Source organism: Rhodovulum sp. DZ06, assembly GCF_050586345.1.
In the GTDB taxonomy this organism is placed as follows: Bacteria; Pseudomonadota; Alphaproteobacteria; order Rhodobacterales; family Rhodobacteraceae; genus JBOCEF01.
In genome coordinates this window covers 1-23,007 of the sequence record NZ_JBOCEF010000062.1, presented here as the reverse complement: position 1 = coordinate 23,007, position 23,007 = coordinate 1, and the positions used below count along the sequence as shown (strand labels likewise).

At 71.6% G+C, this 23,007-nt stretch carries 23 protein-coding genes; 6 read left to right on the top strand and 17 right to left on the bottom strand.

Translation table 11 applies throughout. From position 1 onward, the window contains the following. Positions 1-99 precede the first annotated feature (99 nt). The 4 genes from ACQ5SO_RS19450 to ACQ5SO_RS19435 form a co-directional block, all read right to left on the bottom strand. A complete protein-coding gene (locus ACQ5SO_RS19450) occupies positions 100-1,062 on the bottom strand; it encodes a glutathione S-transferase family protein (protein WP_430943307.1) in 963 nt (320 codons plus the stop codon). 200 nt (positions 1,063-1,262) lie between these two features. After that, on the bottom strand, positions 1,263-2,117 hold the full coding sequence (gene hpaD, locus ACQ5SO_RS19445) for a 3,4-dihydroxyphenylacetate 2,3-dioxygenase (RefSeq protein WP_430943306.1): 855 nt from the start codon (positions 2,115-2,117) through the stop codon (positions 1,263-1,265). Between the two features lie 208 nt (positions 2,118-2,325). Then, positions 2,326-2,943: a DsbA family protein gene (locus ACQ5SO_RS19440; RefSeq protein WP_430943305.1), complete on the bottom strand. Its 618-nt coding sequence runs from the start codon at positions 2,941-2,943 to the stop codon at positions 2,326-2,328. Then, the gene (locus ACQ5SO_RS19435; RefSeq protein WP_430943304.1) at positions 2,943-3,566 is read right to left on the bottom strand and encodes a DUF721 domain-containing protein; all 624 of its coding nucleotides are present in this window, start codon (positions 3,564-3,566) and stop codon (positions 2,943-2,945) included. The genes ACQ5SO_RS19440 and ACQ5SO_RS19435 overlap by 1 nt, the downstream gene beginning before the upstream one ends. 287 nt (positions 3,567-3,853) lie before the next feature. On the opposite strand from ACQ5SO_RS19435, the gene mutY reads away from it, so the two are divergent. Further along, entirely contained in the window at positions 3,854-4,930 is a 1,077-nt protein-coding gene (gene mutY / locus ACQ5SO_RS19430; RefSeq protein WP_430943309.1) for an A/G-specific adenine glycosylase, read from the top strand. A 77-nt stretch (positions 4,931-5,007) separates the two neighbouring features. On the opposite strand, the gene ACQ5SO_RS19425 is transcribed toward mutY, so the two are convergent. From ACQ5SO_RS19425 to ACQ5SO_RS19390, 8 genes are all read right to left on the bottom strand, one after another. Beyond that, on the bottom strand, positions 5,008-5,679 hold the full coding sequence (locus ACQ5SO_RS19425) for a VPLPA-CTERM sorting domain-containing protein (RefSeq protein ID WP_430943303.1): 672 nt from the start codon (positions 5,677-5,679) through the stop codon (positions 5,008-5,010). Between the two features lie 129 nt (positions 5,680-5,808). Then, a complete protein-coding gene (locus ACQ5SO_RS19420) occupies positions 5,809-7,356 on the bottom strand; it encodes a cryptochrome/photolyase family protein (protein ID WP_430943302.1) in 1,548 nt (515 codons plus the stop codon). A 49-nt stretch (positions 7,357-7,405) separates the two neighbouring features. Next, on the bottom strand, positions 7,406-7,777 hold the full coding sequence (locus ACQ5SO_RS19415) for a DUF805 domain-containing protein (RefSeq protein ID WP_430943301.1): 372 nt from the start codon (positions 7,775-7,777) through the stop codon (positions 7,406-7,408). Between the two features lie 184 nt (positions 7,778-7,961). Then, complete coding sequence (locus tag ACQ5SO_RS19410; RefSeq protein ID WP_430943300.1) at positions 7,962-8,372, bottom strand: DUF805 domain-containing protein; 411 nt, start codon at positions 8,370-8,372, stop codon at positions 7,962-7,964. Positions 8,373-8,526: 154 nt separating this feature from the next. Next, positions 8,527-9,672 carry a site-specific DNA-methyltransferase gene (locus ACQ5SO_RS19405; protein WP_430943308.1) on the bottom strand — a complete coding sequence of 382 codons (1,146 nt, stop codon included), beginning with the start codon at positions 9,670-9,672 and terminating at the stop codon, positions 8,527-8,529. Positions 9,673-9,886: 214 nt separating this feature from the next. After that, positions 9,887-10,564 (bottom strand): ribonuclease HII, encoded by a 678-nt coding sequence (locus ACQ5SO_RS19400; RefSeq protein WP_430943299.1) that lies wholly within the window; start codon positions 10,562-10,564, stop codon positions 9,887-9,889. 240 nt (positions 10,565-10,804) lie between these two features. After that, the gene (locus ACQ5SO_RS19395; RefSeq protein WP_430943298.1) at positions 10,805-11,911 is read right to left on the bottom strand and encodes a PA0069 family radical SAM protein; all 1,107 of its coding nucleotides are present in this window, start codon (positions 11,909-11,911) and stop codon (positions 10,805-10,807) included. A 98-nt stretch (positions 11,912-12,009) separates the two neighbouring features. Next, the gene (locus tag ACQ5SO_RS19390; RefSeq protein WP_430943297.1) at positions 12,010-12,912 is read right to left on the bottom strand and encodes a LysR family transcriptional regulator; all 903 of its coding nucleotides are present in this window, start codon (positions 12,910-12,912) and stop codon (positions 12,010-12,012) included. A gap of 278 nt (positions 12,913-13,190) precedes the next feature. On the opposite strand from ACQ5SO_RS19390, the gene ACQ5SO_RS19385 reads away from it, so the two are divergent. Next, on the top strand, positions 13,191-13,403 hold the full coding sequence (locus ACQ5SO_RS19385) for a DUF1127 domain-containing protein (RefSeq protein ID WP_430943296.1): 213 nt from the start codon (positions 13,191-13,193) through the stop codon (positions 13,401-13,403). A gap of 310 nt (positions 13,404-13,713) precedes the next feature. Here ACQ5SO_RS19385 and ACQ5SO_RS19380 read toward each other — a convergent pair whose 3' ends face one another. Continuing rightward, the gene (locus ACQ5SO_RS19380) at positions 13,714-14,595 is read right to left on the bottom strand and encodes a methylated-DNA--[protein]-cysteine S-methyltransferase (RefSeq protein WP_430943295.1); all 882 of its coding nucleotides are present in this window, start codon (positions 14,593-14,595) and stop codon (positions 13,714-13,716) included. A gap of 137 nt (positions 14,596-14,732) precedes the next feature. Here ACQ5SO_RS19380 and nth point away from each other — a divergent pair, with 137 nt between their 5' ends. Together nth and ACQ5SO_RS19370 are read left to right on the top strand one after the other, a co-directional pair. Continuing rightward, entirely contained in the window at positions 14,733-15,377 is a 645-nt protein-coding gene (nth, locus tag ACQ5SO_RS19375) for an endonuclease III (protein WP_430943294.1), read from the top strand. Next, entirely contained in the window at positions 15,374-16,381 is a 1,008-nt protein-coding gene (locus tag ACQ5SO_RS19370) for an adenosine kinase (protein WP_430943293.1), read from the top strand. The genes nth and ACQ5SO_RS19370 overlap by 4 nt, the downstream gene beginning before the upstream one ends. A 389-nt stretch (positions 16,382-16,770) precedes the next feature. On the opposite strand, the gene ACQ5SO_RS19365 is transcribed toward ACQ5SO_RS19370, so the two are convergent. After that, the gene (locus ACQ5SO_RS19365) at positions 16,771-17,538 is read right to left on the bottom strand and encodes a VPLPA-CTERM sorting domain-containing protein (protein ID WP_430943292.1); all 768 of its coding nucleotides are present in this window, start codon (positions 17,536-17,538) and stop codon (positions 16,771-16,773) included. A 125-nt stretch (positions 17,539-17,663) separates the two neighbouring features. Continuing rightward, the gene (locus ACQ5SO_RS19360) at positions 17,664-18,494 is read right to left on the bottom strand and encodes a ferredoxin--NADP reductase (RefSeq protein ID WP_430943291.1); all 831 of its coding nucleotides are present in this window, start codon (positions 18,492-18,494) and stop codon (positions 17,664-17,666) included. Positions 18,495-18,925: 431 nt separating this feature from the next. On the opposite strand from ACQ5SO_RS19360, the gene ACQ5SO_RS19355 reads away from it, so the two are divergent. Beyond that, positions 18,926-19,717, top strand: a complete 792-nt coding sequence (locus ACQ5SO_RS19355) for a hypothetical protein (RefSeq protein ID WP_430943290.1) — start codon at positions 18,926-18,928, stop codon at positions 19,715-19,717. Between the two features lie 221 nt (positions 19,718-19,938). On the opposite strand, the gene ACQ5SO_RS19350 is transcribed toward ACQ5SO_RS19355, so the two are convergent. Then, on the bottom strand, positions 19,939-20,826 hold the full coding sequence (locus ACQ5SO_RS19350) for an RNA polymerase factor sigma-32 (RefSeq protein ID WP_430943289.1): 888 nt from the start codon (positions 20,824-20,826) through the stop codon (positions 19,939-19,941). 304 nt (positions 20,827-21,130) lie between these two features. On the opposite strand from ACQ5SO_RS19350, the gene ACQ5SO_RS19345 reads away from it, so the two are divergent. Then, positions 21,131-22,024, top strand: a complete 894-nt coding sequence (locus ACQ5SO_RS19345; RefSeq protein WP_430943288.1) for a glutathione S-transferase — start codon at positions 21,131-21,133, stop codon at positions 22,022-22,024. Positions 22,025-22,059: 35 nt separating this feature from the next. Here the strand turns inward: ACQ5SO_RS19345 and truA are convergent, their stop codons facing one another. Then, positions 22,060-22,803: a tRNA pseudouridine(38-40) synthase TruA gene (truA, locus tag ACQ5SO_RS19340; protein ID WP_430943287.1), complete on the bottom strand. Its 744-nt coding sequence runs from the start codon at positions 22,801-22,803 to the stop codon at positions 22,060-22,062. Positions 22,804-23,007: the final 204 nt, after the last annotated feature.

Sequence of the window (23,007 nt, the reverse complement as noted above, 5' to 3'; positions counted from 1 at the left end):
GGCTGTAATCGAGGGACAGGATCACGTTCCCCTCGCCCGCGATGAAGGCCTGGCGGATCTCCCCGCGTGCTGCGTTGCGCGAGGAAGGAAGGGCGGTCTTCAGGCCAGCATCGCCGCGACATGCGCGGGCGGCTTCGGCGTGATCCCCGTCGGGTTCAGCGCCTTGACCGAGTAATAGCCCGCCAGGATATGCGCCATGTTCACCGTGCCGCGGAGGCCCGGCAGCGCCAGCATCGCCTCGGTATGCGCCTGCAGCCGCGGGTAATCGGCGATGCGCTTCCAGTTGCACTTGAAGATGTTGTGGTAGGCCGCATCGAAGCGCACCAGCGTCACGAACAGGCGCACATCCGTCTCGGTCGGCGCGCCCCCGAACAGGAACGGGCCGTCCGCCTGCCCCTCAAGCCGCGCTTCGAGCATGTCGAGCGACGCGAACACGCCCTCCACCGCCTCGTCATAGGCCTTCTGGCTGCTCGCGAAGCCCGCCTTGTAGACCCCGTTGTTGAGCCGATCGTAGATGTCGGCGTTCAGCGCCTCGACCTGGTCCAGCAGCCCCTCGGGGCGCAGGCGCAGGTCGCTCGACACGATCCCCTCGAACGCGCTGTCGAGCATCGCGAGGATGTCCGCGCTCTCGTTGTTCACCATCACGTCCTGCTTCTCGTCCCACAGCACGGGGACGGTGGCGCGGCCGGTGTAATGCGGGTCGGCACGGGTGTAGAGGCCATGCATGAATTCGGAGGCATGCAGCGGGTCCGCCTCGCCCCGCCCGCCGAAGGCCCAGCCCTGGTCGGTCAGCTGCGGGTCCACCACGGTGACGGCGATCACGTCCTCCAGCCCCTTCAGCGCCCGCGCGGCGAGGGTGCGGGACGCCCAGGGGCAGATCAGCGCGACATAGAGCCGATAGCGCCCCGCCTCGGCCTTGAAGCCGCCGGTCCCGGTCGGGCCCGGGGCGGCGTCGGGCGTGATCCAGTTGCGAAAGGCCGAGGTCTGCCGCACGAAGCGCCCGTCCTTGTCCGCCTTCTGCACCGGCTGCCAGTCCTCGGTCCACTTGCCGTCCACGAGCATGATCTGTCCTTTCGGTATCCGTTTCAGGACAGGTAGTCGTTCCCCATGAGCGCATCCATAACGCAGTCCGGCACGCATCGGACACGATATGGAAACAGAGGGGCCGGGGAAAACCGAGCAAGGGCGGGGGGGGGCGCGGCCCGCCTCCCTCGCCCCCCTCGTGACCATCCCCGGTGACCACCCCGGGGTCGGCGCCCGGATCACTCCACCGGGAAGATCACGTTCACCTGCCCGGTGCCCGAGCTGGGGAAGTACTCGGTCACCACCTCGCCCTTGCCGGTGTACGCATCCCAGCCCAGCGCGCCGAACAGCATGGCGGTGTCGTGCATCGACCCCTCGCCGCAGCAGTATTCGGCGTATTCCGGCAGCATCTTCAGGAAGGTCGCGATCTCCCCGCGCTTCCACATCTCCAGCACGTGCAGATCCACCTGGCGGTTGAACTCCGAGGAGATGGTGAAGGTCCCGTTATTCGCCTCGTAGTCGTCATTCGCCCAGATCTTGTGGCTCAGCGAGCCGGAGGCGACCAGCAGCACCTTTTCGTCCGAGGCCTCCACCGCCTCGCGGATCGCCTCGCCGATCTTGCGGCTCGTCTCGTAGGAATGGACCGTGCACCAGGCGGCGACCGAGACGACCTTGAAGTCGGCCTCGCGCGACATGAAGCGCATCGGCACCAGGGTCCCGTACTCAAGCTCCAGGCTGTCGATCTGGTGCGAGAGGCAGAACACCCCCTTGTCCATCGCCGCCGAGGCGATGGCGTCGCCCAGCGCCGCGTTCCCCTCGTAGGCGTATTCGAGGTCCTGGATGAACTGCGGGAACTCGTTCGAGGTGAACAGCCCCTCGAACCGGTGGTTGGCGTTGATGTGGTAGCCGGCGTTGATCACCCAGTGGGTGTCGCAGATCACCACCGTGGCGGCGCCCAGTTCCTTCGCGCGGCGGGCGATCTCCCGGTGCCCGTCGATGGCCGGCTTGCGCGCGCCCTCGAGGCGGCCCGGCTGTTCGGACATCAGCATGGTGGGCACATGCGTGCACTTGGCGGCGAGAACGAGCTCTCCCATGGCGTCTTCCTCCGTCGGGCCGCCTTGCGCGGGGGCCCGCCCCGGGGAGGCCCCCGGAAAAGGCGACCGCGGGGGCCGTGATTTTATATAACATGTTATTTATCTCATGACACCGTCCCGCGCGCAACGAAAAAGGGGCGGCGCATGGCGCGCCGCCCCCCGTCATCCGTCCTGTCTGCGGCGCCCCGAAGGGCCGCACGCCGCGCCGTCAGAGCAGCGCGTCGATCGCCGCGGCGAGGTTCTCGTAGGTCGGGTTCTCGATCTTCTCGTCGCCGACGATCAGCGTCGGGGTGCCGGTCAGGCGCGGGTCCTTGCGGTACTCCTGGTACTGCTCGACCAGCGCCTTGGCGGATTCCTGGTCGTTGAGGCAGGCCTCGACCTGCTCCGAGGACAGCCCGCCCACGCGGCCGATCTTCTTGAACGTGTCCAGCACGTCCTCCTGCCGGGTCCATTCGCGCTGGGTGCGCAGCATGTGGTCGATATAGGCGAAATACTTGTCCGCGCCGCCGCAGCGCGCGACCATCCCGCCCCAGAGGCCGAGCCGGTCGAAATAGACCTCGCGATACTCCAGCTTCGCCTTCCCGGTCTCGATGTAATCCTTCTTGATCTCGGGGAAGACATGGGTGTGGAAGCGCGCGCAATGCGGGCAGGTCAGCGAGACATACTCGATGATCGTCACCGGCGCGTCCGGGTCGCCCATCACCTGCGCGCCCTGCAGCAGGCCGCCCTCCTGCGCCAGGGCGGCGCCGGGAAGGGCCGCGGCCGCGCCGGCGGCGGCCATCAGCGAAAGGGCGTCGCGACGGGTGAAGCGGGGGTCGAAACTCATCAGGTCCTGTCCTTCTTGTCCGCCGCGCGGGCGCGGCCGATCACGTTGCGCCCGAGACGCGCCAGCGCGGCGCCGAGTTCGGGGCTTTGCACGTCGCCCACGATGCGGGCGGCGCGCTGAGCATCTTCGGGGGATATGGCGTCTTCCGGGCGAAGTCGCTCCCCCGCGCGATCACGGTTGCGGGAGGCGGCCTCGAAGCCCCCGGCCCGCTGGTCGACGCGGATGCGCGAAATGGCGCGGTAGCCGTAGAAGGCGTTCACCCGCTCGACGATCCTGGGGCCCTGCATCTGCACCTCGGGGCCGCGCCCCGGCGCGACGGCGAGCACCAGCGTGGCGCCGAAACCGGGCTCGGCCTTCGAGCCGTAGGAGACGCGCAGGGGGCGGCACACGCCGTCCAGCGCCTCGCCCGCGATCAGCGCCCAGTCGGTGAGCACCTTGGCCTCGGCGAAGCCGCGCCGGTGCAGCGCGGTGCGGATCTGTCCGTCGGCGAGCGAGGCGGCGTGCTTGAACCCGCCCGGGCCCTTGCGGCGCTGGACCGCGCCGGGCGCGCGCGCCGCGGCGGGGGGCTTGCCCCCGGCGCCGCGAGGGCCGCGCCCCGATCCCGATCCGTCCTTGCCGGCCATGGCCGCACTCTCCTGCCTGCGCCCCTCGCCCCGACGGGGCGGCGGGCTGGACTCGCGGGGGTTGGCCGCTACCTTCGGCCCCGCGCCCCCGCGCGCGCAACTGTCTCAAAGGAGCAACCATGTCCCGTTCCCGGACGCAAGCCCGCACATCCCGCGCGCAGGCGATGCGCGACCGGCGCGCGGCGCTGAAATCGGCGGAAGACGGGACGGAAACGGACGCGGCGCCGATCACGCCGGGGGCGGACGGCCCCCCGGCGCCCCCGGCGCGCTCCGCGCCCCAGGCCCCCATGCCCCCCGGCAATGACGACGCCGCCGCGCTCTCGGCCACGCTGCTGGCCTGGTACGACCGCCACGCCCGCGCCCTGCCCTGGCGCATCGGCCCCGCCGCCCGCGAAGCGGGCCATCTGCCCGACCCCTACCGCGTCTGGCTGTCGGAGATCATGCTCCAGCAGACCACCGTCGCCGCCGTCATCTCTTACTTCAACGCCTTCACCGCGCGCTGGCCGACGGTCGAGGCCCTCGCCGCCGCCGCGGATGCAGAGGTGATGGAGGCCTGGGCGGGCCTGGGCTATTACGCCCGCGCGCGCAACCTTCTGAAATGCGCCCGCGCGGTGGCGCAGGAGCATGGCGGGGCGTTCCCGGACACGGAAGAGGCGCTGCTGAAGCTGCCCGGCATCGGCCCCTACACCGCCGCCGCCATCGCCGCGATCGCCTTCGACCGGCCCGCCGCCGTGCTCGATGGCAACGTGGAGCGGGTGACCGCCCGCCTGCGCGCGATCGAAACGCCCCTCCCCGACGCCAAGCCGCGGCTGCGCGCCATCGCCGCCGAGCTGACGCCCGGGGCGCGCCCCGGCTGCCATGCGCAGGCGATGATGGATCTCGGCGCCACGATCTGCACGCCGAAAGCCCCCGCCTGCGGCATCTGCCCGTGGCGCGATCCCTGCGCCGCCCGCGCCGCCGGGATCGCACCCGAGCTGCCGAGGAAGGCGCCCAAGAAACCCAAGCCGGTGCGCCGCGGCGTGGCCTTCGTCGCCCTCTCGGACGCCGGGGAGGTGGCGCTCGAGGTACGGCCCGAGAAGGGTCTTCTCGGCGGGATGCCGGGCCTGCCGGGCACGGAATGGACCGAGGCGCCCCCGGCGGCGCCCGAGACCTGCGCGCCCTGCCCCGCCGACTGGCGTGCGGCGGGCGAGGTGCGCCACGTCTTCACCCATTTCGCCCTGATCCTCGAGGTCCGCACCGCCGCCCTGCCGCCCGGAACGCCGCTGTCGCGCGGCGCCTGGCGGGCGGATGCGCCGGGACAGGCCGGGAACCTGCCGACGGTGATGAAAAAGGCGCTGCTGCTGGCCCTCTCGGCCCGGCGCTGAGGCCGGGCGCCGAGAGGGCCACGCAAAAGGGCGGCGCCACGCGGCGCCGCCCCTCGCATCTCCTCCGCCCGGACGCCTCAGCCCTTGCGGCGGCGCGCCAGAAGGCCCAGCCCCGCCAGACCCGCGGCCATCAGCGGCAGCGCGGCGGGAACCGGCACGTCCGCCGCGGCGGCGGTCGGCGAATAGGCGGTCAGCATCCGCGCCCAGTCGCCCGGGCTCGACGCCGCCCAGTTGATATAGACCGAGGAGCCCGAGAAGACCGTGGAATCCGACCCTTCCAGCCCGCGATTGGTGAAGTCGTTGTAATCCGTCGTGTCCAGCCCCAGCAGCGCGTCGGTGTTGAACAGCTTCTGGTCGGCATAGATGAAGGCGAAGATCTGGCTGTCGGCGTTGATCGTGGTCTGGGCCCGCAGCGGCGAGGTCCCCGGCACGTCCCACTGCACGTAATGCGAGGACACGACGGTCCCGGCCCGCAGGAAGTAATTGCCCGCCGTGCCGCCGACGAAGCTCGCCGCCGGGTCGAACACGCGGTCGACCGGCAGGTCCTCGGTCAGCACCACGTTCTGCTTCTCGTCCCACATCAGGATGATGCTGTCATTCGGGTTGCGCTCGACCAGCGTCGGGGGGGTGTCGGTGACCACGCAGGCCACCGCGTTGCCGGTGCAGCCGGTGGGCGCCAGCAGCGTGGCGGAGGCGGGAGAAGCGAGGGCGGCCGCGGCCAGGGCGGCGAGGGAAATGGACAGGCGCATGGGAATGCCGGCTCCGTATCTGAAAACCTGGATCGGGGAGAGGAAAACACCCCGCGCGGCCGGAAACGCACACCCGGCCCGCCCCATGGTTACCAGATCATGAAGCCCTCCGAAAGCGACCGGCCCCGCTCAGACGCGCTCTCCGGCGTCGAGACGCCCCAGGACGTGTCGCGCAGCAGAGAGATACGCGTCCCGCTTGTCCCCGGCCATCCGGTCCCAGGTGGCATAGGCGCGCGAGACGCGGCCATTGCCCTTGAACCGCTCGCGGTGGCGCAGCATGAAATCCCAGTAGAGCGGATTGAACGGGCAGCAGCCCTCGCCGAACTTCTTCTTCACGTCGTAGCGGCACCCGGCGCAGTGGTTCGACATCCGGTCGATATAGGCGCCCGAGGCGGCGTAGGGCTTGGACCCCAGCAGGCCGCCATCCGCGAACTGGCTCATCCCCACCACGTTCGGCGCCTCGACCCATTCATAGGCGTCGGCATAGACGGCGAGGAACCATTCGTGCAGCTGGCGCGGCTCCACCCCCGCCACCAGCGCGAAATTGCCCAGCACCATCAGGCGCTGGATGTGGTGGGCATAGGCCTCGGCCTGCGTCTGCTCCACCGCCGCCTTGAGGCAGGCCATGTCGGTCTCGCCCGACCAGTAGAACCAGGGCAGGTCGCGGCTCGCCTCCAGTTCGTTCCGGCCCACGTAATCCGGGCCTTCGAGGAAATAGATCCCGCGCACGTATTCGCGCCACCCGAGGATCTGGCGGATGAACCCCTCGGCGGCGTTGAGCGGGGCCTTGCCGTCCTCCCACGCCGCCTCGGCCCGGCGGCACAGGACCAGCGGGTCCAGCAGCCCGGCGTTGAGGTACTGCGCAAGGACCGAGTGGTTGAGGAAGGCCTCCCCCTCGAGCATCGCGTCCTGCACGTCTCCGAACCCGGCGAGGGCATGGGCGAAGAAATGATCCGCCGCTTTCTCAGCGTCCTCGGCGGTGACCGCGAACCAGAAGGGGCGCAGATCGCCGAAACGGTCGGGGAAACGGTCCTCGACCATCGCGAGCACCTCCTCGGTGATCTTGTCGGGGTCGAAGCGCAGGGGGCCGGGAAACTCGGCCCCGGGGTCCGCCGCCTCGCGGTTGTCGGAATCATAGTTCCACTTGCCGCCCGCGGGCTGGTCGCCGTCCATCAGGATGCCGTGGGCGCGGCGCATCTCGCGGTAGAAATGCTCCATCCGCAGCGCCTTGCGGCCCCTGGCCCAGTCGGCGAATTCCGCGCGCGAGGACAGGAACCGCCGGTCGGGGAAGATCTTGACGGGCAGGCCGAGCGCCTCCTCCCAGCCCTCCATCGCCTGCTGCAGGCGCCATTCGCCGGGTTCGGTCGCGACGATCCCGCAGGGGTCGTGGCGGGAGATGGCGGCGCGCAGGGCGTCCTCGAACGACGCGAGGCCCTCGGTCAGCGGCGTGTAGTCGACGGTCCAGCCGTCGGCCTCCAGCGCCTTCGCGAAATGGCGCATGGCCGAGAAGCAGAACACCAGCTTCTTGCGGTGATGGTCCGCATAGGCCGCCTCGTCCGAGAGCTCGGCCATCACCACCACGTCCCGGTCCTTGGCCCCGGCCATCAGCTGCGGCATGGTCCGGGTCAGCTGGTCGCCCAGCACCAGGATCAGCCGCGGACGTGCATCGTCGGGCATCTCGCCTTCCCCCATAGTCGCGTGGCGCGGAAGATGGGGCGGGGACGGCTCAGGTCCAGAACACGCCGGGCGGCGGCTTGCCATGCCGGTTCAGCGTCGGCACCGAGGGCGCCAGGAACCACCACAGCAGCATCAGCCAGCCCACCACCGGGATCATCCCGGCCGCGAGCCACCAGGCCGTGTGCCCCGCATCGTGCAGCCGGCGCGACGCGACGCAGAGCCAGGTCGGCGCATAGAGGATGAAGGCGGCGGCGAAGATCATCCCCCGCGGGGCGCCGAGGGGCTGCGTCTCGGCGAAGGCGGCGAGCCCGAGCCAGGCGAGCCCGAGCAGCGTCCACCACCAGAACTCGGACCGTCCCGCCCTGCCCCGGACCCGAAGCCCGTGGGTGGCGGCGTGCTTGATGCTGTCGCCTGGCGACATGGAAGAGAGGCTCCTGCCCGGGTTTGCGCGGGGCGCCGCACGAGTCGGGCGCGGCGCCCCGTCCCTTCAATGATGGGCGCCGCCCGCGCCCGGTCAACCCGACGTCAATGATCCTTGAATGAAAGAGCCCCCGCCGGGCGGGGCGGGGGCGTCGGGACGGCGCGGGGTCGGGCCCGGGGCGCGGTCAGGCGAAGGTCTCGGCCGTGTCGACCAGGCCGTAGGGCGGCGGGCCCCACCGGTTCGCCTCGGGCTTCGAGCGCGAGCAGAACCAGACCAGCAGCACGATCATCCCGATCAGCGGCACGAAGATCAGCAGGTACCACCAGAAGCTGCGCCCCACGTCATGGAGCCGGCGCGAGGTCACCGCCAGCGACGGCAGGAACAGGCCGAGCGACCACAGCAGCGTCAGCGCCGAGAGCGCGAGGATCGCGACGTCCGAGCCGCCTTCGGCCACGGCGCCGAGCGCGCCCTGCAGCACCATCGACCCGAGCGTCGTGAACACCATGAACCACCAGAACTCGGCTCGCGGCGCGCGGCCCGAGAAGGTGACGTACTTGGAGAGGCAGGTGCGGATCGCCGCGCCGAAACTCATCATCGAACAATGCTCCTGTTCTGGAAACCGGCGCCGCCGTTTCTGCCGGGCGGCGCGCTTCGTGCGAACCTGAAGGCGCGGCGGGCGGCGGGCAAGAAAAAACGCCCCCGCCTTTCGGACGGGGGCGCAAGGGCTTCGCGCGGATCGGCGAAAAACCTCAGCCGTGTTCGGCCATTTCCTTGCGGATCACGCCGCGCAGCACGTCGATGGGCTGCAGCTTGCCGTCCCGCTTCACGTGCCAGTAGGTCCAGCCATTGCAGGAGGGCGCGTTCTCCAGCGCCGCGCCGACCTGGTGGATCGAGCCGCGATGGTCATGGGCGATCAGCGTGCCGTCGGCGCGCACCCGGGCGGCGTGGCGGCCGTTCGGGGACACCAGCGTCTCGCCGACCTCCAGCAGGCCGCGCTCGACCAGCTGGCCGAAGGGCACGCGCGGGGCGGCGCGGCGGGGGGCGGTGACGGCCAGGATCTCGTCGTCATGGCGGCGGGCGGCGGCGATGCGGCGGGCGGCCACGTCGCGATACTTGGCCTCGCGCTCGATCCCGATCCAGCGGCGGCCGAGCTTCTTGGCCACGGCGCCGGTGGTGCCCGAACCGAAGAACGGGTCCAGCACCACGTCCCCCGGCTTGGTGCAGCCGACCATGATCCGGTGCAGCAGCGCCTCGGGCTTCTGGGTCGGGTGGGCCTTCTCGCCCGCGTCGTCCTTCAGCCGCTCGCCGCCGGTGCAGAGCGGCATGACCCAGTCGGAGCGCATCTGCACCCCTTCGTTCATCGCCTTCAGCGCCTCGTAGTTGAAGGTGTACTTGCCCACCTCGTCGCGCGCGGCCCAGATCATCGTCTCGTGCGCGTTGGTGAAGCGCTTGCCGCGGAAGTTGGGCATCGGGTTCGACTTGCGCCACACCACGTCGTTGAGGATCCAGTAGCCCTGGTCCTGCAGCGCGGCGCCGACGCGGAAGATGTTGTGGTAGGAGCCGATCACCCAGATCGCGCCGTTGGGCTTCAGCAGCCGGCGCGCGGCGGCGAGCCATTCGCGGGTGAAGCGGTCATAGGCCGCGAAGCTCGAGAACTGGTCCCAGGCGTCGTCCACCGCGTCGACCTTGGAATTGTCCGGCCGGTGCAGGTCGCCCTTGAGCTGCAGGTTGTAGGGCGGGTCGGCGAAGATCAGGTCGACCGAGGCCTCGGGCAGCTTGTTCATCGCCTCGATGCAGTCGCCGGCGATGATGGTGTCGAGCGGCAGCGGGCGTTTCGCCTTCGGCGCCTCGACGGCCTTGCCGGCCGCGGCCTTGCCCGCCGGGGTCTTCGCGATGGGCGAGGACCGGCGGATGCGGGCGCCGCCCGCCTGCTCGGCCTGCGCCGCGCGGCGCGGCTGCCCCGCCGCGTCGTTCCCGCCATTCGTTCCGCTGTTCTTTTCGACCGCCATGCCCGCCTCCGACCCCCATATGGGGTGATTCGCTGTTCTTGAGGCCAAGATGCAGCGCCAGCGATTCGGCGTCAATTCCCCTTGTGAATCAGGGGGTTATTTAATCCCCTTCACCCAATATCTTGCGTATGGGGGCAAAGCTGCACCGATGATGTGGTGTGACCCCCAAGCTTTTGAGTCCCTGCCTGTGGGCGGGCACGCCATAGCCCATGTTGCGCTCCCAGCCATATCCGGGGTGCTGTTCGGCGAGGGCCGTCATCACCCTGTCGCGGGCCACTTTCGCCAGGATCGAGGCCGCGGCGATGGACAGGGATTTGCCGTCTCCCTTCACCACCGCGGTGGCGGGGACGGGGAAACCGGGGGGCACGCGGTTGCCGTCGATCAGCGCGTGGCCGGGGGCGTGGCCCGGGGCGGCGCCGAGCGCGGCCAGCGCGCGGGCCATGGCGAGGTCGTTGGCGGGCAGGATGCCGATGGCGTCGATCTCGGGCGCCTCGGCGAAGCCGATGCCCCAGCGGGCGCGGGCCTGGATCTCGTCGAACAGGGCCTCGCGGCGCTTCGCGGTCAGGCGCTTGGAATCGTCGATGCCGTCCGGGATGTCCGCGGGGTCGAGGATCACCGCGGCGGCGCAGACCGGCCCGGCCCAAGGGCCCCGGCCCGCCTCGTCGATGCCGCAGACCGGGACGCAGGACGGGTCGGCGCGCTGCAGCGCCCCCTCGAGCGAGAGGTCGGGGCGCGGGCGGGGCGCGGCGGGGGCGCGGGGGGCGGAGGGTCTGGCCATGGCCGATGCCCTAGCCGCGGGCGGCGCGGCGGGCAAGGGCGCGGCGCGGCCGCGCGCGCCCCGGCGGCGCAGCCGCCTCCGCCTGCGAATGGGGGGCTTGCCCCCCTGAGCCGGCGGACGCCCGGGGGATGGGCGCGGCGCAGGCGGGGGAGAGGCCGGGCTCGGGGGGGCTGAAGCCCCCGCTCGCCCGCCCTCGCCGCGCAGGGCGCGGCGGCGCCCGGGATGCAGGGGAGGGCGCCCTCAGAACAGGTCGAGCTGGTCCCCCGGCCGCGGCGGGACCCGGAACAGGTCGCGGCGCAGCTCCGGCGGGCGGGAGGCGAGGCCGAGCCGCTTGCGCGCCGTCTCCACCCGCCGCCGCAGCAGCGCCGACCAGACGCCCTGCCCCGTCATCCGCCGCCCGAAGGCGCCGTCATAGACCTTGCCGCCATGCAGCTCGGCCACCCGACCCATCACCCGGGCGGCGCGGTCGGGCATCTCCGCCTCCAGCCACTCGCGGAAGATCCCCTCCACCTCGGCCGGAAGCCGCAGCCCGATCCAGCCGGCCCATTTCGCCCCGGCCCGCGCCGCCGCCTCCAGCAGCCGCTCGATCTCGTGATCCGTCACCGCCGGGATCACCGGGGCCAGCATCACACCCACCGGCACCCCGGCGCGCGACAGGGCCGCGATGGCGCGCAGCCGCGCCTGCGGGCTCGCCGCCCGCGGCTCGACCGAGCGGCTGAGGCGATTGTCGAGCGAGGTCAGCGATACCGCGACCTGCGCCAGCCCGGCCCGCCCCATCTCGCCAAATATGTCGAGATCGCGGGTCACCAGCGCGCCCTTGGTCACGATGCTGAGCGGATGGCGATGGGCCTGCAGCACCTCGAGGATGCCGCGCGTCACCCGCTCTTCGCGCTCCGCCGGTTGGTAGGGGTCGGTGTTGGCGCCCATGGCGATGGGCGCGACCGCGTAGCCGCGGCGGCGCAGCTCCCCCTCCAGCAGGCGCGGGGCGCCGCGTTTCACCAGGATCCGCGTCTCGAAATCGAGGCCGGGGGACATGCCCAGATGCGCGTGGGTGGGGCGGGCGAAGCAATAGACGCAGCCATGCTCGCAGCCCCGGTAGGGGTTGATCGAGCGGTCGAAGGGCAGGTCGGGCGAGGCATTGCGGGCGATGACGCTGCGGCTGGCATCCGGGATCAGGCGGGTGCGCAGCGGCGGCGGGGCGTCGTCCTCGTCCCCCTCCCAGCCGTCGTCGACGGGGGCGCGGGTCTCGCGCTCATACCGGCCGACGCGGTTCGACACCGCGCCGCGGCCGCGCCGAAGCCCGGGCGCCACGCGGGCCGCGTCGTCCATCCCGAAAAGATCGCCCATGCGCCCGGCCCCTGTCCGACTCGTCGCTCCGTTCCGGGCCAGCATGGCGCCCCGGGCGAAAGAGAACAAGACGGGAACATGGTGCGGCGCGGGCCCGGTCAGCCCTTCTCGGCCGCCTCGCGCAGGCGGGCGACGAAGCCCTGGGCGGCGGGCGAGAGGGTCTCGCCCTCGCGCTGCAGCAGGAACAGGCGGCGCGGCGCGGCCTCGGCGGCCAGCGGCGCGAAGGGCAGGTCCGACAGGATCCGCTCGGCCGCGATCAGCGGGGCGACCGAAACGCCCATCCCCGCGCGCACCGCGGCGCCGACGGACAGCAGGCTGACAGCCCGCGCCCTGGCGTGGCGCAGGCGGATGCGCATCTGCTCGGGGGCCACCGCCTCCATCAGCGGCGAGGTGACGAAGGCCTCGCCCTCGAGCGCGTCGAAATCGATGGGCGCGCCGCCGCCGGGAATGTCGGTCCGGTCCGGCGGGAACAGCACGGCGTAGCGTTCGACCACCAGCGGCTCCTGCGACAGGCCGAGGCCCTGGGCGGGGGCCTGGGCGACGCCGATCTCGGCCGCGCCGGAGACGACGGTGTTGGCCACGGTCTCGGAATCCCCGTCCCGCAGTTCCACCCGCACGCCGATGCCCGGGTCGCGCTCGGCCATGCGGCGGTGCATCTCGAGCGCCACCGAGACGATGCCGCAGGCCGCGCTCGGCACCGCGGCGACGCGGATCTCGCCGCGCCCGCCATCGGCGAAGCGCAGCATCTCCTCCACCCCGCCGACATGTTCGTCGACCATGCGGCGGGCGACCACCAGGCAATGTTCGCCCAGCGGGGTCAGCCGGCCCTTGCGCTCGCCTTCGAACAGGGGGCCGCCGAGGTTTTCTTCGAGCTGCTTGAGGGACATGGAGACGGCCGAGGGCGTCCGGCTGACGCGCCGCGCGGCGGCGGCGAGGCCCCCGGTCTCGGCGACGGCCACGAAGGCCCGCAATTGGCCCAGCTTCAATTCCACATCCGACATGCGCGGAGCGTCTCCCCCAAAATAAGCGAGTCTAAGGTGACATTAAGACAACCTGAAACCAAGCCGCAAATGCATTCAGGGCGGCGGGGCGGCGCTTGACGCGGTGCAACATATGACGAGTCGGCAAACCGGCTTTGCCGAGGGGCGCCATTGTCACCGCCCGGCGCCGGCATCATTTTGCGCTGCAACAGAAGCGGCGACGACAGGGCCGGAACTCGGGTCCGGACGGGGCCTGCCGAACGCCGCGCTTCACGAGCAACAAGACAAAGGAGGCCGTCATGGCCGTCACCACCTTCCACAGCCCCGTCGCCGCCGCCACCGACGCCGACTTCTCCTCCCGCATCGACGCGCTGCGCGCCCGCTGGGCCCGCTGGCGGCTGTACCGCCGCACCATCCGCGAGCTGTCGGAGCTGAACGACCTCGACCTCGCCGATATCGGCATGAGCCGCGCGGGCATCCGTTCCGTCGCCTGGCACGCCGTCTACGGCTGATCGAGGCCCGATCCGGGGGATCCTCCCTCCCCCGGCGCCGCGGAGCGCAGAACGCGCCCCAGCTGCGGCGACCACGCGGACCGGCGCGGGGCCCCTCCCTCCCCTCGCCGCCGCCGCGATCCCTCCAGGGCTCGCACAGAAGCGCGCCGTCGCCGGGCCGGGCGGCGGCGCGCAATGCGTTTCTGGGGGGCGTCTGCGCGCCCGCCCGGACGCCGCGCTGGGCCTGCGCCGGGGCCGTCTCCATTTCGGAAACCAATTTCCGCGGCGCAGGCGTACTATTTCACAACCGCTTCACCGCAGCGCCCCGCCCTCAGCCCGCCGGGGCGCCCGCCGCGCCCTCGACCCGCGCGCTTTCCCAGGCCAGCATCGCGCGCTTGACCGGCAGCCCCCAGTGATAGCCGCCGAGCGCCCCGGTGGTGCGCAGCGCCCTGTGGCAGGGGATCACCCAGGAGATCGGGTTGCGCCCGACGGCGGTGCCCACGGCCCGCTGCGCCTTCGGGGCGCCCACGGCGCGGGCGAGGTCGGTATAGGTGGTCGCCGCGCCCATGGGCGCGCGCAGCAGCGCCTCCCACACCTTCACCTGGAACGGCGCGCCGATCAGCTCCAGCCGCAGCTCGCCGCCCCCGCCGAAAGCCGCGTCCACCAGCGGGCGCAGCGCCTCCGGATCCTCCTGGAACGTCGCCTCGGGCCAGCGGGCGGCCATGTCCTGCCACGCCGCCTCGCGCCCGCATTCGGCGGCGAAGGCGAGGCCGCAGAGCCCGCGCGGGGTGGCCATGGCCAGCGCCTCGCCGAAGGGGCTGTCGAACCAGCCCCAGCGGATCGAGAGGCCCGCGCCCTTGCGGGCCCATTCGGCGGGGGTCATCGCCTCCCAGGTCACGAACAGGTCGTGCAGCCGCCCCGGCCCCGACAGCCCGGTGTCGAGCGCCGCGTCCAGCAGCGTGTGCCGTTCGGCCAGCAGCCGCTTGGCGTGGTCGAGGTCGAGCGCCTGCAGGAACCGCTTGGGGCTGACCCCGACCCAGGCCGAGAACAGGCGCTGGAAATGCGCGGGGCTGAGGCCCATGCGGGCGGCGAGCGCGTCGAGCGAGGGATGCTCGGCCCGCCGCTCCTCGATCAGGCGGATGGCCTCGGTCATCAACTGGCGGTGGAAGGCGGCGCGGTCGGTCTCGGCAGGGGCGGGGGAGAGGTCGGTCATCGCGGGGGGGCTCCGTCATCTGTCGGGGGCGACCATACCGGTGCGCAGGCCCGCGCCCCACCCGATTCATGCGGACGCGATCCTGCGGCCCCGCGCCCCTTGCGCGCCCGCGCGCCCCGGGGCGATAACCGGGCCCCATGACAGCCCAGCTTCCCTACCCCGTCCTGCGGGAGATCTTCACCCGTTTCGAGGCGGCCGAGCCGGAGCCGAAAGGCGAGCTCGACCACGTCAACGCCTTCACCCTGGTCGTGGCCGTGGCCCTGTCCGCGCAGGCCACCGACAAGGGGGTGAACCGGGCGACGGAGGCGCTGTTCAAGGTCGCCGACACGCCCGCGAAGATGCTGGCGCTCGGCGAAGAGGGGCTGATCGAGCACATCAAGACCATCGGCCTCTACCGCAACAAGGCGAAGAACGTCATCAAGCTCTCGCAGCGGCTGGTGGATGACTTCGGCGGCGAGGTCCCGTCCTCGCGCGCCGCGCTGGAATCGCTGCCGGGCGTGGGGCGCAAGACGGCGAACGTGGTGCTGAACATGTGGTTCGCCTACCCCGCCCAGGCCGTCGACACCCATATCTTCCGCATCGGCAACCGCACCGGCATCGCGCCGGGCAAGGACGTCGTCGCGGTGGAACGGGCGATCGAGGACAACGTGCCGGTCGAATTCGCCCGCCACGCCCATCACTGGCTGATCCTGCATGGCCGCTACATCTGCAAGGCGCGCAAGCCGCGCTGCGCGGACTGCCTGATCGCCGACCTGTGCCATTACGAGGAGAAGACCGCATGACCAGCGGCAAGACCTACGACGTCGTCGGCGTCGGCAACGCCATCGTCGACGTGCTGGCCCGCGTGCCCGACAGCTTCCTGGAGAATGCGGGCGTCGAGAAGGGCATCATGCAGCTGATCGACGCCGACCGCGCGGTGGAGCTTTACGGCATGATGGGCCCGGCGCGGGAGATCTCGGGCGGATCCGCCGCCAACACCATCGCGGGGCTCGGGATGCTCGGCGACAAGGCGGCCTATGTCGGCAAGGTCAAGGACGACCAGCTCGGCGCCATCTTCGCCCATGACATCCGCGCGCTGGGGGTGACCTATGAAACCCCGCTGGCGCCGAAATCGGTCGAGGGCGACGAGACCGGGCGCTGCATGGTGCTGGTGACCCCGGATGGCGAGCGGTCGATGAACACCTATCTCGGCGTCTCGAACCACCTGTCGCCCGACGACATCGACGAGGAGATGATGGCCCAGGCGTCGTGGATCTACCTCGAGGGCTATCGCCATGACGGGCCGGACAGCCTGGCCGCGTTCTCGAAGGCGGTGAAGGCGGCCAAGAATGCGGGCGGCAAGGTGGCGCTGACCCTGTCGGACCCGTTCTGCGTCGACCGGCACCGGGACGAGTTCCTGCGCATGTGCCGCGAGGAGCTGGACCTTCTGTTCGCCAATGAGCACGAGATCGTGGCGCTGTTCCAGACCGCGACGCTCGAGGACGCGCTGGACCGGGCGAAGGAAGAGCTGCCCATGGCCGCGGTCACCGTCGGCCCGGCGGGGGTCTACGTGATCCAGAACGGGCGGATGGTCCATGCGCCCGCAGCCCCGATGAGCCGGGTGGACGCGACCGGCGCCGGGGACCTCTTCGCCGCGGGCTTCCTGCACGGGCTGGTCAAGGGGCGCAACATGCTGACCTGCGGGACCATGGGCTGCGTGGCCGCGGGCGAGGCGATCTCCCATATCGGCGCGCGGCCGGAAGAGGACCTCAAGGACCTGTTCGCGCGCTTCGGCCTGAACGGGTGAATTGCGGGGGCTGCCGCTGCGGGGGCTGCCGCCCCCGGTCCCCTGCTCGAGGGGGCGAGGCCCCCTCGAACTCCCCCGGGACTCGTGTGATGCGCCTGCAACGGCAGGTGATGGCGTGAGGTGATCCGCCGGGCGCCCGGATCGGGGCGCTGTCCTGGGCGAGCGCCCCCGGCGCGGGGCGGGCGGGCCGATGCGGGCCGCAGGACCGCGAGGTCCGCCGGCGCCGCACAACGTGGATCATCCCGGGACGACCGCCGATCCCCTCGATCCCCCCAGCTTGCAGGAGGAGGGGGTGCGGGGGAGGAGGAGATGCATCTCCTCCTCCCCTGCGCCAAGCGGCGCCGCGGAACCCTCTCCGGCGCCCGCCCCGGCCCCCATCCCGCCCCCCGTCAGGCCGCCCGGCGGCGGACGGCGCCCATGACCGCGACGCCCGCGAGGAGCAGGAGCGCCGACGCCGGAAGCGGAACCTCGCTCGTGCGCAGCTCGCCATTGGCGGTCCAGTCGATGAGGTTGGCGCGCAGCGTCTCCGCGTCGCCCGACGGGGACTGGAAGCGGACGGTGGTCATGCCGCCGAACACCGCCAGGCCCGCCCCGTGCATCCGGTAGCTCAGCACCGCCTCGCCGTCCGCGGCGTCCTCGATCAGCGCCGCGCCGCCGTTCGCGATGCGGCCATGGGCGAATTGATTGCCGGTATAGCGCGTCGTCACGCCGTCGAAGACCGGGTGCAGCGGGTCGGAGGCGACGGCCTCATCCGACAGGAGCGGGAACACGAGCTGCGCGCCGAGGATGAAGCTCATCCCGTCGCCCTCGGTCGGGGCCGCGTTCACCAGCAGCCGCCCGCCGTCGAACACCCATTGCTCCAGCGCGGCGCGGTTGGCGTCGAGGAAAGCCTCCAGGTCGTTCGCGAGGAAATCGCCCCCTTCGAGGAACAGGAAGTCGGCGGAGGCCAGCAGCGCCGCCGCATCGACGGTGCGGTAGTTGCCGAGGATCCAGGCGTCCTCGCCGAACACGCGGTCCATGGCGACCTGGTTGCCCCGGTCGCCGAAGGGCTCGAGCCCGATGTTGAGGTAATAGGGCGCCGCGTGGGCGCCCCCGGCGCCTCCACCGGCGAGGACGGCTGCAGCGGAAAGGCAGGCGGCGCAGGCAATGCGTTTCATGGTCGATCCCCTGAAAAAGAACGACGCGGCGCCGCCTGTCGCCAGGCGGCGCCGCGCGATGCGTCGGAGGATCGTTTCAGCGCGCAACCGGGTCAATTCAACCCGGTTTCACAAATCGGACAGGCTCAGCCGACGAAGGCGCGCTCCACCACGAAGGTGTTCGGCTTGGCGTTGGAGCCTTCTTCCAGCCCGAAGCCTTCCAGCGCCGCCTTGGTGTCCTTCAGCATCGCCATGGACCCGCAGATCATGCCGCGGTCATCCTCGGGGTTGATGGGGGGCACGCCCAGCTGCTCGAACAGCTCGCCCGAGGCCATCAGGTCGGTGATCCGCCCCTGGCGCGGGAAGGACGGGTCGCGGGTGACCGAGTTGAAGAGCGTCAGCTTGCCCTCGGCCAGCTCGCCCAGGAACTCGTGGTTCTTCACCTCGTTCACCAGGTGCTCGCCGTAAGCCAGCTCCGCCACGTCGCGGCAGGTATGGGTCAGGATCACCTGGTCGAATTTCTCGTAGACCTCCGGGTCGCGGATCAGCGACGCGAAGGGGGCGATGCCGGTGCCGGTGGAGAACATCCACAGCCGCTTGCCCGGCAGCAGCGCGTCCACCACCAGCGTGCCGGTGGGCTTCTTGCGCATCCACAGGGTGTGGCCGGGCTGGATCTTCTGCAGCTCCGAGGTCAGCGGGCCGTCGGGCACCTTGATCGAGTAGAACTCCACCGTGTCGTCCCAGGAGGGCGAGGCGACCGAGTAGGCGCGCCACACGGGCTTCGGCCCCGGCAGGCCGATCATCACGAATTCGCCCGAGCGGAAGCGGAAAGCATCGGGGCGGGTGATGCGGAAGCGGAACAGGCGGTCGGTGTAATGCTCGACCTCCAGCACCTCCTGCGCGAAGACGCCGTTGGGGACCGCGACCGCTTCGGCCGTGTCGGTGGAGAGTTTCGCCTGGTCGACCATCTCGTTCATCCTGCCGCTCCTCGTCGGTTCGCGATCCTGCACGCAAGGCGGGCGCGGCGCCATGGGCCCGCCCGTCGCGGCCACTTGGGGCCTCGCGCGCCCGGGGTCAAACCCGCGGCGGCCCGATCCGACCGGTTTTTTCCTGCCGCGCGGCCCGGCGCGCCTGAAGTTCAGGGCGGATCGGGGTCCGGCGAACGGCGTCCCGGGGCCTGCGCGGGGGGAACATGCCCCGGACAGTCGTGTTTGCGTTTGATCGGGATCAAGCCGCGACGCGGCAGGCGGTCGCAGACCGGGCCCCCGCCGGGCCCGAATTGATGTTCAATTATGGTTAATGAAACGCGGAAACGCCGACAGGCGCCCACAGGTTGACGCCGGGCTGTCCGCGCGGTTTAGTTGGTGTTAACAGACTCGATATTTTCAACGTGCCGAAGGAAGCTGACATGGCTTTCCCGTCCTTGCGTGCACGCGTCGTCATCTCCACAGCCGTGCTCGGCTTGGGCGTATTCGTCTATCACCAGCTGCAGGCCCCCTCCCCCGTCGCGTCCGCGACCGGGCCGGAGGCGCGCGGCGGCCCGCCGACGGCGGCGGTCGCCCTGGCGCCCGCGCCGCGCTGGGTCACGCCGCCCGGCGCGATGACCGTGGCCGCGGCGCAGGGCGCGCTGACGCTGCCCGCCGCCCCGGCGGTGCGCGGGGTCGGCGAGGCCCCGGCGCAGTCCGGCGCCGCGGACGCCCCGCGGACCGAGGCCGAGCGCCGCGCCGCCGCCCGCGCCTGGGCGGCCAGCGACACCCGCATCGCCGCCATCGCCCTGCCCCCCGAGGCGGACGCCCGGGCCGCGGCCGAGGCGCGCCGGAACCTCCATGTCGCGCTGGCCGAGCTGGACCGGCGCGGCGACGCGGGGCGGGACCTCGCCTTCTACGCCCCGCTCGGGCCCGGCCGGGCCGCGCCCGCGACGCTGGGCTATTGCCGCCGGGCCGGGGCGGACGCGCTCGACTGCCAGGTCTATGACGCGCCGCGGGCGGCCGGGATCGCGCCGGGCGCGCGGCGGCGGCTGCCGATCGCGGCGCTGACCGACTGGACCTTCGCCCGGGCGGGCAAGTGGGAAGGCGCCTTCGCGCTGCGCGCCAAGCTGCCGCTGATGACCCGCGCGGACCGCGACGCGGTGCTGGCGCGGCTGGCCGAGGCGCCGGGCCGCGCGGGCGGCGCGCAGCAGACCACCGCGGGCGCCCCCTGAGGCCGCGCGCCCCGCTTCGGGCGGGGCGCCGGACCCGCCTTCCCCCGCGCCTTCCCCCCGGCGAAAGAAAAAGGCGGCGGACCCATCGGTCCGCCGCCTTTCGTCGCCTGGGCCCCCGCCGGGAGGGACGGGGGGCTTGGGAGGAGTGGCCCCGCCGGCCCGGGGATGCCGGCGGGGCCGATCCGCAACGCGCCCGTGGGGACGACGCGCGCGCGGAAGCTTCAGACGGCTTCGCCCGCCAGGGCCGCCGCCTCTTCGCCGACATGCTCTTCCATGTGGCGACGCATTTTCTTCAGCGCCTGCGCCTCGAGCTGGCGCACCCGCTCCTTCGACAGGCCCAGCTCGCCGCCGAGGCTCTCGAGCGTGCGCGGCTGCTGGTCGATCTTGCGGGCGATGATGATCATCTTCTCCCGCTCGGTCAGGGCGTCCATCGCGTCGGCGATCCACTGGCGCGCCGCCGACAGGTCGCGGTCGCGGCCGACCACTTCCTCGGACCCGGGGGTCTCGTCCTCGAGCGTCTCCATCCACTCGCGGCCCTCTTCGCCCGCCTGCTGGGCGTTGAGCGAGAAGTCGGAGCCCGCGAGGCGGCCCTCCATCATCTCCACGTCGCGCAGCGGGGCGCCGAGATCCTCGGCGATGCGGCGGCGGATCTCCTCGCCGGTCATCTGGATGCCCTCGGCCGCGGCCTCGGTCTCCACCTGCGCGCGGACGCGGCGCATGTTGAAGAACAGCGACTTCTGGGAGGAGGTCGAGCCGGTGCGCACCATCGACCAGTTGCGCATCACGTAATCCTGGATCGACGCCTTGATCCACCAGACGGCATAGGTGGAGAAGCGCACGCCGCGCTCGGGGTCGAACTTCTCGGCCGCCTTCATCAGGCCGACCGACGCTTCCTGCGTCAGGTCGTTCATCGAGGCGCCGTAGCGGCGGTACTTCGCGGCCATCGACACAGCGAGGCGCATGTAGGCGGTCACGAGGCGGTGCAGCGCCGCCTCGTCCTTTTCGTCCCGCCAACGGCGGGCGAGCGCGGCTTCGGTTTCGGCATCGAGCAATTCGGCCGACATCGCTGCGCGGGCGACGGTCGCGTCGGAATGGGTTCTGAAGGCCATGGTCTCTCTCCTGTCTTCTCGTCCGGTTGCGCCGTATCACGTCTAATACGTTGGTGTTCCGGGGGCGGATCACCATCCCGCCTCTCGGAAGGGTAACGGGTTCGTGAGCGCATGCGAGAGGATCGTACACGCGTGAACGAATTTTAGACCGAGGAATTTCAATGACTTGCACTGCAACACGACCTCACAAGTCCTGTTAACACTCCGTGATGTCGCGTCGCGGAATTCGTCATTTGCCGGACCGCGCTGCAACATGACAGCATGTTTCCACGCCGAGAACAGCCCATTGAGAAGGAAAATTTCCATGCCCGACACCCTCTTCATCCAGGAACGCACGCTTTCAAGCTGGTCGCTGCGCGGCCACCTGCTGATGGACATCGCCGGGCGCAGCTACACCCCGCGGCTGATCCCCGGCGGCAAGGGCTTCCACGACCGCCTGCCGCCCGAGATCGCCCCCGCCACCACCGTGCCGGCGCTGCAGCTCGAGGACGGACCCTTCGTGTGGGACACGCTGGCCATCGCCGAGACGCTGGCCGAGATGGCCCCGGACCGGCCGCTCTGGCCCGCGGACCGGGCCGCCCGCGCCTTCGCCCGCGCCATCACCGCCGAGATGCATTCGGGATACGGCGCGCTGCGCGACGCCTGCTCGATGAACATCACCCTGGCGTTCGAGGGGTTCGAGGTCTCCGAGGCGGTTCGGAAGGACGTCGACCGGCTGGAGGAGCGCTGGGCCATGGCCCGCGCCCGGTTCGGCGAGGGCGGCCCGTGGCTGTTCGGGGCCGAGTTCACCGCCGCCGACGCCTTCATGGCGCCGCTGGCGACGCGGCTGCTGACCTACGGGATCCCCGTCGGCGCCGTGGCGCAGGCCTATTGCGCGGCGGTGGTGAATTACGGGCCCTTCCGCCGCTGGCGCGCGATGGGCCTGGCCGAGGGGCCGGTGCCCACCCGCTATGACCTGCCGCTGCCGAAAGCCCCCTGGCCCGGCCCCGCGCCGCGCCCGGCGAAGGCGCTGGCCGAGGGCGAGGTCCCGGTCTCGGCCGCCGTCAACGCCGCCTGCCCCTATTCGGGCAAGCCGGTGGCGGCGGATTCGCTGGCCGAGATCGACGGCAAGGTGATCGGCTTCTGCAACACGTTCTGCCGGGACAAGTCGGTCGCCGACGCGGACGCCTGGCCGAAGCTGGCGCCGCTGCTGGCCTGATCCGGGGGCGGGGGCGGGTCGCGCCGCCCCCCGCCTCATTCGGGGTAGATGACCTTGTCGAGGCGCAGCCCGTCCGGCGGCGCCACCGGCCCGCAGGCCGCCCGGTCGGCCGCCGCCAGCGCCGCGCCCACCCGCTCGGGCGCCCAGGCGCCGCTGCCCACCCGCTCGAGCGTGCCGACGAAGCTGCGCACCTGGTTGTGCAGGAAGCTGCGGGCGCGCACGTCGAAGATCACCGCGTCGCCCTCGCGCCGCACCTCCAGCCGGTCCAGCGTCTTCACCGGCGATTTCGCCTGGCACATGGTGGAGCGGAAGGTGGTGAAGTCGTGCTTGCCGATCAGCAGCCGCGCGGCTTCGTTCATCGCCTCCACGTCCAGCTCCGCCTTCACCAGCCATTCCTGCCCGGCCGAGAGCGTCAGCGGCGCGCGCCGGTTGCGCAGGATATAGATATAGCGCCGCTCGATGGCGTCGAAGCGGGCGTGGAAATCGTCTGCGGCGCGCTCCGCGCCCAGGATGGCCACCGGGTGCGGCCGCAGCTGGGCGTTGAGCGCCTCGGACAGGCGGAACGGGTCCCAGTCGCGCGACAGGTCCGCATGGGCGACCTGCCCGGTCGCATGCACCCCCGCATCGGTCCGCCCCGAGCCGTAGACCATGGGCGCGGCGGGATCGAGCCGGGCCAGCGCCTCCTCAACCGCCTGCTGGACGGAAGGCAGGTCGGCCTGGCGCTGCCACCCACGGAACGGGCGGCCGTCATATTCGATGCTGAGGCGATAGCGAGGCATGTGCGGCGGGTAGCGCGGAACGGGCGAGGGCGCAAGCGGGGAGGAGGGCGATCGGGTTGCGCCCGGCCTTGCAGCCGTGGCGCCGCGTGGCGGGGGGGGGGGGGGGGGGGGGGGGGGGGGGGGGGGGGGGGAGTAGACCCCCCCACCAACAACCAGCACAACGGAAGAGAAAGAAGGGGGGAGAAGGAAGGGAAGAGGATGGAG